The organism is Flavobacterium labens (assembly GCF_048286755.1).
Taxonomy (GTDB): domain Bacteria; phylum Bacteroidota; class Bacteroidia; order Flavobacteriales; family Flavobacteriaceae; genus Flavobacterium.
This window is the reverse complement of sequence record NZ_JBLVPL010000002.1, coordinates 191,557-208,263: the sequence shown is the minus strand read 5'-3', so window position 1 is coordinate 208,263 and position 16,707 is coordinate 191,557. Positions and strand designations below refer to the sequence as shown.

14 protein-coding genes are annotated in these 16,707 nt (G+C 34.0%); 1 reads left to right on the top strand and 13 read right to left on the bottom strand.

What is annotated here, in order from left to right:
• Positions 1–15: 15 nt before the first annotated feature.
• The 4 genes from gap to ACNQF8_RS07475 all read right to left on the bottom strand — a co-directional run bounded on the left by gap (position 16) and on the right by ACNQF8_RS07475 (position 6,485).
• On the bottom strand, positions 16–1,011 hold the full coding sequence (gene gap, locus ACNQF8_RS07490) for a type I glyceraldehyde-3-phosphate dehydrogenase (RefSeq protein WP_417951795.1): 996 nt from the start codon (positions 1,009–1,011) through the stop codon (positions 16–18).
• A 67-nt stretch (positions 1,012–1,078) separates the two neighbouring features.
• Positions 1,079–1,948: a lipoyl synthase gene (gene lipA, locus ACNQF8_RS07485; RefSeq protein ID WP_417951794.1), complete on the bottom strand. Its 870-nt coding sequence runs from the start codon at positions 1,946–1,948 to the stop codon at positions 1,079–1,081.
• A 285-nt stretch (positions 1,949–2,233) separates the two neighbouring features.
• The gene (locus tag ACNQF8_RS07480; RefSeq protein WP_417953156.1) at positions 2,234–3,055 is read right to left on the bottom strand and encodes an energy transducer TonB; all 822 of its coding nucleotides are present in this window, start codon (positions 3,053–3,055) and stop codon (positions 2,234–2,236) included.
• A 253-nt stretch (positions 3,056–3,308) separates the two neighbouring features.
• Positions 3,309–6,485, bottom strand: a complete 3,177-nt coding sequence (locus ACNQF8_RS07475) for a TonB-dependent receptor (protein ID WP_417951792.1) — start codon at positions 6,483–6,485, stop codon at positions 3,309–3,311.
• A 265-nt stretch (positions 6,486–6,750) separates the two neighbouring features.
• Between ACNQF8_RS07475 and ACNQF8_RS07470 the strand changes: the two genes are divergently transcribed.
• Positions 6,751–7,503: a glycerophosphodiester phosphodiesterase gene (locus ACNQF8_RS07470; protein ID WP_417951791.1), complete on the top strand. Its 753-nt coding sequence runs from the start codon at positions 6,751–6,753 to the stop codon at positions 7,501–7,503.
• A 109-nt stretch (positions 7,504–7,612) separates the two neighbouring features.
• Here the strand turns inward: ACNQF8_RS07470 and ACNQF8_RS07465 are convergent, their stop codons facing one another.
• From ACNQF8_RS07465 to recF, 9 genes are all read right to left on the bottom strand, one after another.
• Positions 7,613–8,164, bottom strand: a complete 552-nt coding sequence (locus ACNQF8_RS07465; RefSeq protein WP_099713290.1) for an RNA polymerase sigma factor — start codon at positions 8,162–8,164, stop codon at positions 7,613–7,615.
• Positions 8,155–9,261, bottom strand: a complete 1,107-nt coding sequence (locus tag ACNQF8_RS07460; RefSeq protein ID WP_417951790.1) for a glycosyltransferase — start codon at positions 9,259–9,261, stop codon at positions 8,155–8,157. The genes ACNQF8_RS07465 and ACNQF8_RS07460 overlap by 10 nt, the downstream gene beginning before the upstream one ends.
• Before the next feature lie 86 nt (positions 9,262–9,347).
• Complete coding sequence (locus ACNQF8_RS07455; protein WP_417951789.1) at positions 9,348–9,962, bottom strand: FMN-binding negative transcriptional regulator; 615 nt, start codon at positions 9,960–9,962, stop codon at positions 9,348–9,350.
• A gap of 91 nt (positions 9,963–10,053) precedes the next feature.
• Entirely contained in the window at positions 10,054–11,067 is a 1,014-nt protein-coding gene (gene murB, locus ACNQF8_RS07450; RefSeq protein ID WP_417951788.1) for a UDP-N-acetylmuramate dehydrogenase, read from the bottom strand.
• Positions 11,068–11,115: 48 nt separating this feature from the next.
• Complete coding sequence (gene asnB, locus ACNQF8_RS07445; RefSeq protein ID WP_417951787.1) at positions 11,116–12,963, bottom strand: asparagine synthase (glutamine-hydrolyzing); 1,848 nt, start codon at positions 12,961–12,963, stop codon at positions 11,116–11,118.
• Between the two features lie 2 nt (positions 12,964–12,965).
• Positions 12,966–14,033 carry a glycosyltransferase gene (locus ACNQF8_RS07440; RefSeq protein WP_417951786.1) on the bottom strand — a complete coding sequence of 356 codons (1,068 nt, stop codon included), beginning with the start codon at positions 14,031–14,033 and terminating at the stop codon, positions 12,966–12,968.
• A gap of 15 nt (positions 14,034–14,048) precedes the next feature.
• On the bottom strand, positions 14,049–14,720 hold the full coding sequence (locus ACNQF8_RS07435) for a DUF2461 domain-containing protein (protein ID WP_417951785.1): 672 nt from the start codon (positions 14,718–14,720) through the stop codon (positions 14,049–14,051).
• A 7-nt stretch (positions 14,721–14,727) separates the two neighbouring features.
• Positions 14,728–15,426: a thioredoxin domain-containing protein gene (locus ACNQF8_RS07430; protein ID WP_417951784.1), complete on the bottom strand. Its 699-nt coding sequence runs from the start codon at positions 15,424–15,426 to the stop codon at positions 14,728–14,730.
• Between the two features lie 78 nt (positions 15,427–15,504).
• Positions 15,505–16,584: a DNA replication/repair protein RecF gene (recF, locus tag ACNQF8_RS07425; RefSeq protein ID WP_417951783.1), complete on the bottom strand. Its 1,080-nt coding sequence runs from the start codon at positions 16,582–16,584 to the stop codon at positions 15,505–15,507.
• Positions 16,585–16,707: the final 123 nt, after the last annotated feature.

Genomic DNA, 16,707 nt, shown 5'->3' with positions numbered 1-16,707 from the left:
TTTCCTGGGGTTATTTTATTTTTTTGTTAGAAGAATTAAATCAATAATTCTGGACGAATAGCCTATTTCATTATCATACCATCCTACTACTTTTACCATTTTATCAATAACAGAAGTTAGTTGAGCATCAAATATACATGAATTTTTATTGCCAATCACATCAACAGAAACAATAGGGTCTTCGGTATAATCCAAAATCCCTTTTAAATTGGTTTGTGCGGCAATTTTGAAAGCTGCGTTAATCTCATCTATAGTCACCGCGCGTTTTACATTGAAAGTAATATCAGTCAAAGATCCATCAGGAACGGGCACTCGTATACCACAACCGCCAATTTTACCTTCAAACTCAGGAAATATTTTTGTCAATGCTTTTGCCGCTCCGGTTGTTGTAGGTACGATAGACTGACTTGCCCCGCGAGCACGACGTAAATCTTTATGCGGTTGATCGTGTAAGCTTTGGTCAGTCGTGTAGGAATGGATAGTAGTGATATACGCTTGTTCTATACCGCAAAGTTCATTGATCACTTTAATCATTGGTGCAGCATTATTCGTTGTGCAACTGGCATTCGAAATTATGGTTTCAGTTCCGTCAAGAATAAAATCATTTACGCCGAGCACTACCGTTTTTATAATGTCAACTTCCGAAGGTGCAGAAAGAATCACTTTTTTGGCACCAGCGATAATATGGGAATTCAATTCTTCAAAAGTCTTATACTTACCCGTCGATTCGACTACGTAATCAATGTCTAAACTTTTCCAATCCAGGTTTGAAATACTTTTTTCGTGAAAAAATAAGAAATGATTTCCATCTACGAGAATTCCTTTTTCGTCATCGCTGACCGCAAATGGTAAAACACCGTGGATACTGTCATACTTCACTAAATGCGCCATTGTTTTTTTATCGGCAATGTCATTTATGGCAACAACTTCTATTGAGGGATGGTTCAAAAGTAATCGGAATAAATTCCTGCCGATTCTTCCAAAACCATTTATGGCAATTCTTGTTTTCAAATGGATTTGTTTATTCGTTTATTCGTTTATTTGGTTAACCGATTAAACAAATAAACGAATAAACTATTTATAAAATATGTTTTTGTGCTTTATACGAGGAACGAACCAATGGTCCACTTTCAATATGACGGAAACCTAATTCCAAACCAAATTGCTCGTATTTAGCAAATTGTTCCGGCGTTATAAATTCCTTTACTGGCAAGTGTTTTTTGCTCGGCTGTAAGTATTGGCCGATGGTAACAATATCAACATTGGCTTCACGCAAATCTCGCATCGTTTGGTAAACTTCTTCTTCTTGTTCTCCAAGACCAAGCATAATTCCCGACTTAGTTCTGTTAATTCCTTTTTCTTTTAAATAACACAATACTTCAAGACTTCGGTCATATTTTGCCTGAATTCTTACTTCACGAGTTAATCTACGTACCGTTTCTACATTATGAGAAACCACTTCAGGATTTGCTTCTACGATTCTGTCAATGTTTCTTTCGATACCTTGAAAATCTGGAATCAGAGTTTCCAGTGTTGTATTTGGGTTCATCCTGCGAATAGCCTTTACGGTTTCAATCCAAATAATTGAACCACCATCCTTCAAGTCATCTCTGTCAACGCTTGTAATTACGGCATGTTTGATGTTCATGATTTTGATAGAACGCGCCACTTTTTCAGGCTCATCCCAGTCAACAGTTTCCGGTCTTCCGGTTTTTACACCACAGAAACCACAAGAACGAGTACATACATTTCCTAAAATCATGAATGTTGCCGTTCCTTCGCCCCAGCATTCACCCATATTTGGGCAGCTTCCAGACGTACAAATCGTGTTTAAACTATATTTATCAACCAAGCCGCGAAGCTCAGTGTATTTTTGGCCTATTGGGAGTTTTACCTTTAGCCATTTCGGTTTTCCTACAGGTAAAGTATTTTCTAAAACAGTTTCCATATATCAATTTTCAGAGCACAAAGATAAGGAATGTAGTTTATTTGTGGATTCCTTTATTTGTTTATTTGAATAAAGAGAAATGGATGCTTTAGGAGCACAATATTTTCTTGTTTTTAGTGAATAGTCGTCCTGCTTTCCATTATATCCATGCAAAAAAAATGCATGGGATATCACTGCAATCAGGGCTAGATTAGGACTTTTTTTTGTTTTAGTATAAAATGAAAAAAAAATAAAAAGATATATAAAAGAAAAGCTTCAAAATTATTTGAAGCTTTTCTTTTATATTTAATTCATTTGTACCGTAATGGGAAGGTTATACGCAGTTCGCACTGGTTTTCCGGCAATCATTCCCGGCGACCATTTTGTTTTCAAGGATTTGAATACGCGAACAGCTTCTTTCCCCAAACCATAACCAGGATCTCTTTTGACTTGAATATCAGTCATACTGCCGTCTCTTTCAATTACAAAAGAAACATATACCCTAATAGAACCGCTACCATCTATTTCTTGTTTTTCAAAATTATTACCCACATAGGTGTAAAATTTATTGATTCCACCGGGGAATTCAGGTAGTTTATCCAAAGCAACGCTGTTTACAATAGTGTTTCCCAAATCAACAGGCGTTACGATTTCAGTTCCTGTTCCTGAAGAAGAAGTTGGATTTATACCTACAGTTCCAGTTCCCTCTGAAGTTGTATTTGTTATAGAAGTATTATCGGTGGTTTTTGCAATGTCTTGATTTGCTTGTGAAGCCTGCACAATTACAGGATTAACAAGTTGGGCACTTTTAACGGGTACTTCTACACTTTTAGTTTTTATCTGAGGAAGCGTCTTTTTTTCTTCAAGCTGATTCGGAATTATGTCAGTAAGTTGGACCACGGTATTTGTCAGTTCTGGAATACCTATCGTGATGCCTTTATTGGGGTTCAAATAGGTAATGATTACTGGGATACTTAAGACACTAGATAAAAACAATACACCCATAAAAAGTGCTGTTAATGATGTTTTAGTACTTTCCTGACGCAATTGATATGCTCCATATTCTTTGTTTCGGTCTTGGAAAACAAGGTTGATCCAACCGGTCTCGTAAATGCTTAGTTTTGACATAATTTATGGATTTAGTGGTTAAGTACAATTAAATCATAAGCAAGAAGGTTTATTTTACAGAACGTAAGAATTAAGAATTTTAGTATATAAATTTAATAAATATTTTATTTAATTGGTTTTATGTTTATTTATTTAACTTTTATGTTGATTAATTATTGTTTTTATTGATTTTTTGGCTAGGTATTCGTAAAAAAAGCGCATTCATTAATTTGAATGCGCTTTGTTCTTGTATTAAATTATTTTCTAGTAGGATTTAAAAAGCATATTTAAATCCAATTTGTATTTGAAATGGATTTCCTGAAAGCGAAGGAAGTCCTGCATTGTTTACTCTGTAATTAAATTGTTGTCTGGTGCTGTCAAATCCTGGAACTGCAGCTGTTGTTCCTGATGCGGGTGTTCCTAAAGCATATAAAGACTGACTTCCCAACGATTTATTTACACCCCATTCTTTGTTTAATAAATTGGCAACATTAAATACATCTGCTGTAAATTCCAAGAATTGTTTTTTGTCTAGCGCAATCTTTTTGCTGATTCGGACATCAACAAGACCATAAAAGTCATTTATTCCGCCGTTTCTCTCGGCAATTTTACCAGAATATTTAGTGATATAGTCTTTCAAACTTTGGCTGGCAGCCGGATTATTAAGTATGGTTTGTAATCCTGTTTTTATATTTTGGGGAACTGCAGGATTATTAATGTCAAATATATACGCTAAATCATTGGATGAAGTGACAAAATCGGCATTTGTATTTCCTCCTGACAATAAACTGTAGCGTGTACCTCCAATACCAGAATAACGAACACCAACACTGAATCCATAAAAAGTAGGCAATGTTCCATAAAACACCACTTTATGACGGAAATGATTATCGGAATAACTCATTTTGCTCAAGTCTCTTGGATCATCTTCTACCGGTAAAACTAAAGTTGCTGTATTGGCTACGTTTCCGTTAAATGAAGTATTGTCTTTGGTATCATTCAAGGTATAACTGGCAGATATTTCTCCATCTTTAAAATAACGATACGTAGCATCTACCACCATTGCAAATTGATTGACTTTACCTTCGCTGTTTAATTCTAAAACACGTCCTAATTTATTGCTGATACGCCCTTGCATCCAGTCTCCAGCACCATTTGCAGGCATTGAACTTGCTGGAACGTAAACGCCACGATTGCCTTCATTTGCCAAAGTAAAAAATGGATTCGCAACCATGTTGCGGTCTACATAAACATAGTTGTTACGTCCTAAAGTAGCATAACCCGCAATCCCTGCTTTCAATCTATCAGTGAAGAAATGAGAGTAGGATACATTGGCTTTATAGACAACCGGAACTTTAGCATCTGTTCCTGTGAAATTAATAGTAGGTAATTGGAACGCATCCAAAGTTGGAATACTAGCATAGTTATTTCGATAATCAATGAAATTTGGCATAGGAACATTTGGAGATCTTACATCCACTGTGGCAGTGTGATTTCCATCAAAATATAAGTTATTGATGACCGCATAATTATTCAAATCGGATGCAAAAATTCCAGCTCCTAAACGAATGTAATCTTTGTGATTTTCATTTACATCCCAAGACAATTGTACTCTTGGTTGAAGGATAGCTGACTGAAGTTTATTATCCGTACGAATGCCTAATTCATCAAAAACTAATTGATTGAAGGTGGCTGTTGGATATTTAGCATAATCAAATCGCAAACCTAAAGTCAGGTCCAATCCCACACCAATTTTAGTTTGCAACTGACCATAAATTCCAGCATTTAATATATTAGAAATCACGGTAGGATCAGCTACTAAAGGCACTTCTCTGTAATAACGATAAGGCGTTAAGTTGTTAAAATTAGCAACACTGTTAAAATGAAAACGACCGTTTACTTCGCTTCCATATAAAGATTCTGAATTAGTTTGCATTAAATCAAATCCAAAAGTATATTTAACTTTATCCGTATTGAAGTATAAATTATCTACAATTTGAAAAACATTATTGGTAAATTTTTCTTGGGCAAATCGATGACCTCCAATTTGAATATTCGTAGTTCTTACTGCTCCATTAATAGTTGAAGCCACATTTTCTACAATAGCACGTGGGATATTGTAAGAAGGCAATTGATCGCCCGGATTACTGTCTTGAAAAGTATATAAATGCTGTACTTTCAACTCATTCGTTACTCTTGCATTTACTTTTGTTCGTAAAGAAGCCAAAATACTGTTGTCAATATTTAAATCGTCACCAAACGATTCATATAAATTGATGGTCGTATTATCTTGTAATCCTAGTTTATTATTGTCATAGGTGAAATTATTACGTACCGTCAATAAATTGTTACTGTTAATTTGCCAGTCAATACGAGCGAAAGCTGCATCAGAATTACGTTTTTTATCAAATGTTCCGTATTGTGGGGAGTTTGAAACGCCATATTTATTACGGGCAATAGTCACAAAATTATCTAATGTGGCTCTTGTAACATTAAAACGCAATTCGTCTTCGGCAGATTGAACATCAGCTATAATTAATGGACGCGAATCTTGTTGGTGGTCCCAAGCCACAAAAAAATGTAATTTATCTTTAATGATTGGTCCGCCAAAAGTGAAACCATATTGTGACGTAGAAAAATCATTTTGACGTCTGTTTCCTCTAATGTCATAAGAGCTAGACAGCCAATCTGCACGGTTATAAGCAAACATACTTCCTGTAAAATCATTTGTTCCTGATTTAGTCACAGCACTTACCGTTCCGCCACCACTTCGACCATAACCTACGTCATATTGATTCGTCACCACTTTGAATTCTCTTACGGCTTCAATCGATATGGAATAAGGAGCACCGCTTCGACTGGTTGTAGATCCTGCCGAAGTTGGGTTTTTGGCATTCATTCCATCCAGTGTGTAATTTGTCGAGGAAGCTAATTGTCCTGAAATGTTCCCGCCTCTACTCAAAGGTGATAAATCCATTAAACTGGTGAAATTTCTTCCGTTGACTGGCAAGGCATTGATTAGTTTTGCGGTTACTGCCGTTGCAGCTCCTAAATTCCCTGTTTTATTTTTTAAACCTCGTCCTACAACTTCAACTACTTCCAGATTTTGAATGTCGTTTTGCATTAGGATTTCAATGTTTATTAAATCACCTTGATTTAATGTGTAACCGGAACGCTGCTGTTCTCCAAAACCTAAAGCTTTAATACTTATTGTGTAAGGCCCGCCTAACGGTAGTTCTTTGAAAGTGAAAACTCCTTTGAAATTAGACAATGAATTGGTTTTAAATCCAGTTGATTCATTTCGAATTAGGACTGTTGCATCTTTAATAGGTTCTGAATTATTGCCTAAAACGATACCTGAAATTGAGGCCTGAGTCGTTTGGGCAAAATTTGTAGTGCCAACAAAAACGGTCAGCACCATCGTTAATAAAAATAATTGGAGTTGTTTCATGAATACTATTTTTTTGTTTTTTAGTGCCGACAAAGGAATTGACTAATTGAAAAAAGGCAGTTATTTAAACAATAACTGTAGAATACTTTTGTGTTAATGAAACCTTAAAAACCGAGTGTTAAAGCTGCTTTTTTTAAGATATTGTTAACCAAATAAGACCAAGAAGGATCAAATTTCTTTAGGTAAAATAGTCTTAATTTAATCCTTTCTTAATGTTTGATTCTGGCGGTTCATCTATTTTTACGACAAAACTTAAATGAAAATTATGAAATTCACTACACTATTAATGGCTTCATCAATAGCCATGTTATTTTCAAATTGTACTTCAAATAAATTTGTGGTTTGTGGGCACAGAGGTGCAATGGGTCATGCGACAGAAAACACTCTAGCATCAATAGAAAAAGGAATCGAATTAAAAGCCGATATGTTAGAAATAGATGTTTTCAAAATTAAAACGGGTGAATTGGTTGTTTTTCATGATGATGATTTGGATCGCATTACAAACGCAAAAGGAAAAATCGAAGAATATACTTTCGAAGAATTGAGAAAAGTTCTGGTTGCAGGGAAACATCAAATCCCAACTTTGCAAGAAGTTATTGAGACTATTGATAAAAAAGTAGTGCTTAATATTGAATTGAAAGGGACAAACACTGCAACGGATACGTATAGAATTATAGAAGAATACAAGAAAAAAGGGTGGAGAAATAAAGATTTTTTTATATCCAGTTTTCGAATAGGAGAATTGCAAAAAATGAGGTCTTTAAGTACTGAAATAGCTATTGGGTTGCTTACCTATAAAGATCCTATTGAGACTATTATTAAAACGGGAAAAGAGCTTAAAGCTCAGGCAATAAATCCGTATTATAAAACCTTAACAGCTGAAAATGTAGCGGTAATGAAAGCTAATGATTTTAAAATCTATCCTTGGACTGTGAATGAACCTGTCGATATTAAGAATCTACGAGGACTTAAAGTGAACGGAATTATCACTGATTATCCGGAAAGAATTATAAGATAATTTTTAGAAATCTATAATTACTTTTGATTAAACGAAGTGGTCTAAAATTAATTTAGATCACTTTTTGTTTTTAAGGAATTAACAATCGATGCTGTTTTGTAAAATAAAACTACCTTTTATTCTGAATGATTTCTGCCAGAAGTTTTTTGGCGCGAAGCAATTTAATCTTAACATTGCTCAAAGGTTCATCAATTTTATTGGCAATTTCCTGATAACTCATTTCTTGAAAATAGCGCAACTGAATCACTTCTTGATAATGCGGTTTCAATTCTTTGATGAATTGTAACAATCGAGAAAGGTTTTGTTCCGTAATCAATTCATCTTCTGCAGATGGAGTAGTGTCAGCAATATTGTAGGCTTGCTGATCTTGTTCATCAGTAATTTCGACAAAAAGACTCGATTTCTTTTTTCGTAATAAATCGATGTGTACGTTTTTTGCAATAGCAATAAGCCAAGTGTTAAATTGAAATTCCGAGTTGTAAGTGGCTATTTTATCGAATGCTTTCGAGAACGTTTCGATGGTAATATCTTCGGCATTAGTTTCGTTTTCGGTGCGTTTCAGCATAAAGCCATACACTTCATTCCAATAATAATCCAATAGAAAAGTAAAGGCAACCTGATCGCCTTGTTTTGCTTTTTCTATTTGTTTGTTTATTTCCAATGTACCGGTTTTGAGAATATATTAGTTATAAAGATATTGATTTGTGTTAAGATAAGTACTATCTCAACGATAGGGAACCAGAACTTTATATCATTTTCTTTAAGCTTACCTGCTGAAAATCCTACCACAATCCATGCCACAAGATAACGTAATGCGATCAAACTTAAAACTAATATCCATTGAAACTGGAAGGCTAATAATATAATGGGTAATAAAATAAATAGTAATTGCGAACAATAGAATGCTCCTAATTGTAATTTATCTAGAGGTTTATAATAATTTGCCGTGGCAATATGCCTTCTTTTTTGGATCAACCAGTCTTTGTATGTAGTCTTTGGTTTAGAAAGTGTAAAACTTTCCGGTGTGTAGGCGATAGTTGTATTTTTAGCTTTTGCAGCTTGGTTTATAAATAAATCATCATCACCAGAACGTACCTGCATGTGCTCGATGAATCCATTTACATTGAAAAATTCCTCCTTTTTATAGGCTAAATTTCTTCCTACTCCCATATATGGATGTCCAATTTTGGCCCATGAAAAATATTGAATTGCGGTCAATAAAGTTTCAAAACGAATTATTTTATTCAGAAATGAATTAGGGATTTTTTCATATTTACCATAACCCAAAACAATAGTTTTTTGCATTGTAAATTGAGAACTCATAGCCGTTATCCATTCTTTTGAAGTTGGGTAGCAATCAGCATCGGTGAATAATAAATATTCTTTTTTGGCAGCTTTTATTCCTAAAGTCAATGCGTATTTTTTGTTTCCCCAAAAGGCTTCGTTGTTCTCTACTTTTACCAAACGAACATTAGGATATTCCTTTTCAAAACCTTCAAAAATATCCAAAGTAGCGTCACTTGATGCATCGTCAATCAGAACTATTTCAAAATCAGGATAGTTTTGTTCAGCAAGAAGAGGAATAAAATTAGCTACATTTTCTTCTTCGTTTTTGGCACAAACAATCACCGAAATCGGGATTCTTTTTGGTGTTATTTTCTGCGCTTTAGCAAAAGCAAATTTTCCAAAAACACCTAAATAATACGAAATTTGAAGAACGACAATAAAAATAAAAAAGTAAAGAATTAGTATAAGCATCTGAGTTTAATGAGTTTTTAAATCGAGCGCAAAGGTATGAATAGAATTGTGAATTGTTAAATACAATCTGTGAATTTCGAAAGAATTTATATTGGGCATTTCTTCATCTCATTCGCAATAGCGATGGACTGATTTGTATTGGCTTTTTCTAACTCAGTAATGATGTTTTGGTGATTTTTTTCGTCTCTGTTTTGAGACAATTTTCTCGTGGCTTGGATTTCAGTTATTTCAATTTCAAACGCTACAATACCACGAGTTTGCATCATAGTTTTTTTCGATAAATCTTCTACACGGACTGGATTTTCTGAATTTTGTTCGTACTTATCAACTAGCCTTTTTAAGGATTCGATGACGGCTTCTCCTTCAATTATTTTAATTTTTCCGTACACATGAACGGCAATGTAGTTCCATGTTGGAACATTTTCATGATCGTACCAAGAGGAAGAAATATAACTATGAGGCCCTGGAAATACTGCTAAAATTTGGTCATTGTCTATGAAACCATTCCATTGTGGGTTTTCTTTAGAAATATGTCCGCATAAAATATCGTTGCCTTCTTTATTAGTTTCTAGTTCCAAAGGAATATGTGTGGCACACAATTTTCCATTACTTTGATTAATTAGAATACCAAAGCTGTTCTCTTGCAGAAACTTTTTGATTTCTTGTTGATTCTCGTTTTTGTAGATTTCTGGAGTGTACATAGTTTGTAACTTAGGTTTTTTGATATTAGAATTTAAGATAAGACGAATTGATAAGTTATCTAATAATATAAGGTGTCTAACAATTTTTTTATTAAATCACATTCACTTCGGCTTCGATGTGAATGCCAAACGTTTTAAATATAGTTTCCTGGATATCTTTTGAAACATTCAAAATTTCCTGACCTGTCGCATTGCCATAATTCACTAAAACTAAAGCTTGATTTTTATGGATTCCTGCATCACCAAAACGTTTTCCTTTAAATCCAGCTTGTTCGATTAACCATCCAGCAGGTACTTTTACTTCGGTTTCTGAAATATCAAAATATTTCATTTCAGGAAATTGCTGATGTATTTTTTCGAAATCTGATTTTAATAAAATTGGATTCTTAAAAAAACTACCACTGTTTCCTAATTCTTTCGGGTCTGGTAATTTGCTTTGTCGAATGGTAATTACGGCATTACTGACGTCCTTTAAAGTAGGATTTGTGATGTTATATTTAGCTAATTCAGATGAAATATCTCCGTAAGAAGTATTGATTTTATGATTTGTTTTTGTTAATTTAAAAACAACCGATGTAATAATATATTGGTTTTTTGCTTCGTTTTTAAAAACGCTTTCTCGGTATCCAAAATCGCATTCATCCTTTGTGAACGTTTTCATTTCCTGACTTTCTATAGTCATTGCTTCACAGGAAACAAAAGTGTCCTTTATTTCGGTTCCGTAAGCTCCGATATTTTGGACTGGTGTAGTTCCAACGTTTCCTGGAATGAGTGACATGTTTTCTAAACCGCCAAAATTTTGGTCGATGGTCCAAAGTACAAATTCATGCCAACTTTCACCAGCTTGACTTTCGACCCAAACAAAATCATCATTTTCTTCAATAATTTTCTTGCCTTTCAAATCGATATGAATGACAAGCGCATCAATGTCTTTTGTCAAAAGCATATTGCTTCCGCCACCTAAAATAAATTTTTGCTCCGTTTTATTTTCTTGTAAAATAGTTTTCAAATCTTGTACAGAATGTACGGCAACAAACTGTTTTGCTTTGGCTTCAATGCCAAAAGTATTGTGTTTTTTTAAAGAGAAATTATGTACTATTTCCATAAAAGAAAGTGCTTTTTGAATTGTTTTATCCCGCACCAAAAGTAAGGATTAAAATTTAGTTGCATACGTTTTCATCCAGATATGCATCATAAACAATGGCATAATATACGGAGTCATCGTAACGTCACCTTTTTGTAAATTCTGAACTAATTTTTTAATGTTTATGTGTTCAAAATAAGGTATTTGAAATAAATCACTTTTCGAGAAAGAATCTAATTCGTCTTTGAAAGCAGGACTTTTTGTGATGTAATCGCCCCAAGGCGCACTCAAACCAACTTTTTTGAATTTTAGAATTTCATTTGGCAAACGTTCTTCCATTGCTTTTTTTAGAATGAATTTCCATTTTTTTCCTGTAAAAAGCCATTTGTCTTCTAATGATCCTAATCCAACAATTAATCTCGGGTCAAGAAATGGTTCTCTACATTCAATGGATGCGCCCATGGTACAACGGTCATTCCTGTCCAAAAGCGAGCATAAGTAGGTGTGTTGGTCAAAATAAAGTGCTTGTCGGCGTAAATTACCAGGATACAATGACTTCGCTTCTTTATAAATTTGCTTTCTGTATTCGTTTTTTGGAGGCGTATTAATTCCGAAAGTTTCCGCAATATCATTGGGATAAATATTGGAACCATTATACAGGACTAAATCGGATTTTTTTATGATTTGGGCATAACGGGTTAATTTCTCGTATCGTGGCTGTTTTGTAAAAACATCCAGATTTCCTATAGTGGCTATAGAATTCAATAAGGATGGGTATTGTAAGGCCTTGTAGCGTACATAGCCACCCATCAACTCATCTGCACCTTCGCCGGAAAGCAACACTTTTACGGAAGGTTTTGCCATTTGTGAAACCGCTAAAAGGTGCGGTTCGCTTAAATGCATGATTGGCTCATCCTGAAAATAAGTAGCATTTATTAATTGGTCATAAAGATTCTTATCCTCTAATTGCATGGTTTGAAATCCATAATCGAATTTCTTTGCCATCATTTTAGCCAAATGTGCTTCGTTGTGTTCTTTCTCTTTAAAACCAATATTAAAGGTTTGTATGTCTTTGTATTTTTGATGGTGTAATGAAGCTAAAATAGACGAGGAATCCAGTCCGCCACTTAGCATAACACCTACAGGAACGTCGCTCACCATTCGCATTTTTACAGAATCATCAAACGTTTCTTGAAACCATTCTACTGGATTTTTTATTTCAGGTTGGTTTTGAATTTCCTTTTTTAAATTCCACCATTTTTCGACAGTAGTTTTTCCACTTTCATAAATGGTCATAATATGTCCGGGCAATACTTTTTTTACGTTTTGATATAGCGTGTTTTCTCCGGCAACAAATCGGTTAAAAATATACTCCTCCAGTCCATCCTGTGCCATTTTGAGTGGAACTCCAGCCGTGAAAAGTGCTTTTTGTTCAGAAGCAAAATATAAAGTTTCGTTATAAAAAGAATAATATAAAGGCTTAACACCCATTCTGTCCCGAACAAGAGTTAACTTTTTTTCTAATTTATCCCAAATAGCAAATGCAAACATACCGTTGAGGCGGTTGAGCATTTTTAAACCATGCAATTGAAATAATTTCATCAAGACCTCGGTATCCGAAGTAGTTCTGATATCAAATCCATTGCTTTTTAATTCTGGATAAAACTCTTTGAAATTGTAGATTTCGCCATTATAAACCAGCACATATCTTCCGTCTTCTGACAGGAAAGGCTGGTGTCCGGCGAGAGAAACATCCAGAATTGAAAGTCTTCTGTGTCCAAAACCAATATTGTTTTCTATAAACAATCCTTTGTCATCAGGACCTCGATGTTCCAGCGAATCGCGCATTTTTACAAGAACGCGTTCGTCAATTTTTTTTTGTGATTGTAAATGCAAGATTCCATTAATTCCACACATAGTTAATTGGGGCTATTTGTGTTAATTAATTCGTGGTATTTATTGGCAATGATTTTCATATTTATGTTGTAATCTGCATTTTTTTCTAAAAATATTCTATTTTTTAAAACGGCTCCGTTTCGGTGTTTATTGTTTTCAAATGCCCAGATTAATTCTTCTGCCAGCATTTTGTAATCATCAACTGTAACTAATTGTCCGTTTTCGCGGTGTTTAATCCAACTCTTATTTCCTTCAATATCGGTTACAATTGGGTAGCAATTAGTAGCCATAGCTTCAAATAATGAGGCCGAAACACCTTCGGTTATTGGCATACTAATGTAAATATTAGATTGCTGTAATAGTTTTGGTAATTCAGTATTTGGGATTCTTCCCGTAAAGTTGACTTTGTTTTCAATGCCTAAATCTTCTGCTAAATCTTTTAATTTAGAAAGTTGTGTTCCGTCTCCTATAATGGTAAGTACGAAGTCTATTCCTTTTTGGTTTAAAATGGCAAATGATTTTAAGATAATATCATGACGGTATTCCGGCAATAGAGAGCGAGTGACGATAGCACAAATTTTTTCTGGATTGGCGTTGTTTTGATTTCCAAATTTGCTCAAATCAATTCCTTTTGGTAAAACCAAAACCTTATTCATATCCACATTGGCTTCTATCATTGAAATAGTCATCACGGGTCCCCAAGCATGAATTAAATCTGCTTTTTTGAAAGCGTAATTCTGAATGAGTTTTTTTAACGGTAATGTAATCGATTTTTTAGGCCATAAATCGGTTTTGCCTTGTTGTGCAATTGCAACAGGTTTTACACCGGATAATGCAGCAAGAAAACCATAACTTGTAGTTCTTTCTGCAATTACCATATCCGGTCTTTGTGCTTTTATTATTTTCCTGATTTTAAAAATGGCTAATTCAAATTCGAAAACCCTTAAAATTCGGTTATGAATGCAATTGTTGGGCGTTTTTAATTCCCAAGTAATAATTTCAAAATCACCAAATTCCTTTAAACCATTCATCCAAGTTATGGCATCGGCTCTGTAGGATTCTCCCAGAAAAAGTATTTTCTTTTTTTTCATCAGTGTAAATTATAATTACTCAGAAGTTAAAGCTCGATTTATAAAATCGTTCAGTGGTTTAAGCGCAATCAGTTTTTTACTCATTGTAGCAACAAAATCTTTTTTTGTTACTTCTGAAAAATCAATTCTTTGAGAACATTCGAAACTTTTCAATTTCAAAAATTGAATAGCTGGATGTTCTTTTTCGTACCCTCGTGGTGGATTTTTCAGCGTATCTTTTTCATTTCGATCAAAATCTTTAAACTCTCTTTTGAACTCTTTTTCGTTAAGAATAGCTTCTAAATCATCATGAAAATAAGCAATTTCCTTACGCATTTTTTTCAAATCTACCGCTTCGGGACAATACAACCCACCGGCAATAAAACTGGCTCCTTTTTCTAAATGAATGTAATAACCAGATCGATTCATGCCTTTTGCTCCCGAAGAAAGCCAAACGCCTAAATGCGATTTGTAAGGAGTTTTGTCTTTAGAAAACCGAATATCACGATTGATTCTAAAAGTACAATTTTTCACTTCAAGCATTTCTAGCGATGGATCAAGCGGTTTCATGGTGTCAAGAAAATCACCAACTAATTGCTGGTATTCTTTTTTGACTGCTTCGTAGCGTTTTTTATTTTCCAAAAACCAGTCCCTATTGTTGTTGGCTTTTAAATCATCTAGAAATTGGAGTGTGTTTTTTGAAAGCATCTTGAAGCTATTGTAGTTGTTTTTTTAAATCATTTTCACTTATAAAACCAGAATGTTTCCATTTTACGGTTGCATTTTCATACAGTAAAAGTGTAGGAAGTTCGCGGATTTTCATTTCAGAAATTAAGGTTTTATTTTTATCGGCATCCAATCGAATAATAACTACTTTATCTGCTAAATCTTTTTGCATTTGCAAAACATAAGGAGCCATTTTTTTACAGGGCGCGCACCATTCAGCGTAAAAATTAATCAATACTTTTTTATCTGAATTTAATAGTTTGTTGTATTCCGCAGCGGATAGTCCTATGATTTTATCACTTGGTTTAGAGTATCCTGCAGCATCCCATTTTAATATTCCTCCGTCTAATTGATAAATAGTTTTAAAACCTAATTCATTTAGTTTTTCAGCTGCTTTCTGACTTCTTCCGCCACTTTTGCAATACACAAAAACGGGTTGAGATTTGTCTAATTTTTCTACATCGGAAACAAAAGTAGTTCCAAGCCAATTTATATTTTTAGCATTATCAATATGATCAGAAGTAAATTCTTCAGGAGTTCTTACATCCAGAATTTGTGGATTCGGAGTCGCTGCCATCTTTTCAGAAAAGGTTTTTGAATCAATAGTTTTGATTTCTTTGGAATTTTGCCCGTTGCAGGATAAAACAACAAATCCTATGATTGCCAGGAATATCAAATGAAATTTCATTGTAATCGAGTTTAAAATTGAATACGCTAAAATAGGTAATTTTTCAATTTTGGAACCCTATAAATCACTAAATAAAAGTTATAAGTTGAAAATTTTATACGTCTGATGTGTAGATTTTACAATGGCTTCAGTACGTTCCGGATGTGTGTCTGAAATAAAAAGTTGACCAAAAGTATCGCTGTTGACCATTTCGATGATTTTGGCTACGCGACTTTCGTCCAATTTATCAAAGATGTCATCAAAAAGTAAAATGGGTTTTACACCGCTTTGCTTTTTTAGAAATTCAAATTGAGCTAATTTTAAAGCAATCAGAAACGATTTTTGCTGGCCTTGAGAACCAAATTTTTTAATTGGATGTTGGTCAATTTCAAATGCTAAATCGTCTTTGTGAATTCCTACACTTGTGTAATGTAAAGCACGGTCTTTATTGATATTTTCTTGTAATAAAGTCAATAAATCTTTTTCGAATAAATGACTTTCATAAAGCAGACGGACAGTTTCCTGCGAGCCAGTTATGGCTTGATGGTGTGTGTTAAAAATAGGAATGAACTGGTCAATGAATTCTTTTCTTTTTTCGAAAATATAATCTCCAAAACCGTTGAGTTGCTCATTATATATAGAGAGCGTATCAGTATCAAAAACATGATTCAATGCAAAATATTTCAACAAAGCATTGCGTTGGCTCATTACTTTCTGATATTGAATGAGTTGTTGTAAATAATGGGAATCCAGTTGGGAAATCACGCTGTCCATGAATTTTCTTCTGGTTTCGCTGCCTTCCACAATCAAATCCCTATCAGCAGGAGAAATGATAACTAAAGGAATAAAACCAATGTGATCTGAGAATTTTTCGTAGGCTTTTCCGTTGCGTTTCAATATCTTTTTTTGCCCTTTTTTAAGGCTGCAAAGAATTTGTTCATTTCTTTCGTTTTTTTCAAATTCAGCATCAATCACAAAGAATTCTTCTCCGTGTTTAATATTCTGAACCGCTAAGGGATTGAAATAGCTTTTTCCGTACGATAAATGGTAGATTGCATCCAGCACATTTGTCTTTCCAATACCATTCTTACCTACAAAACAATTTATTTTGCTGTCAAAATCGAAATTTGCTTCCGAAAAATTCTTATAATTGAATAATGAAATCTTTTTTAAATACATCTGTAAGGCTTGCTGGTATTGAGAACTTTGATGTTTTTAAACGGGTTTTTCAAAGTGGGTGCAAATTATTGAAAAATATCGATAAAAATGGCTTTTAGATTTGAATAAAAATTTTATTTTTGC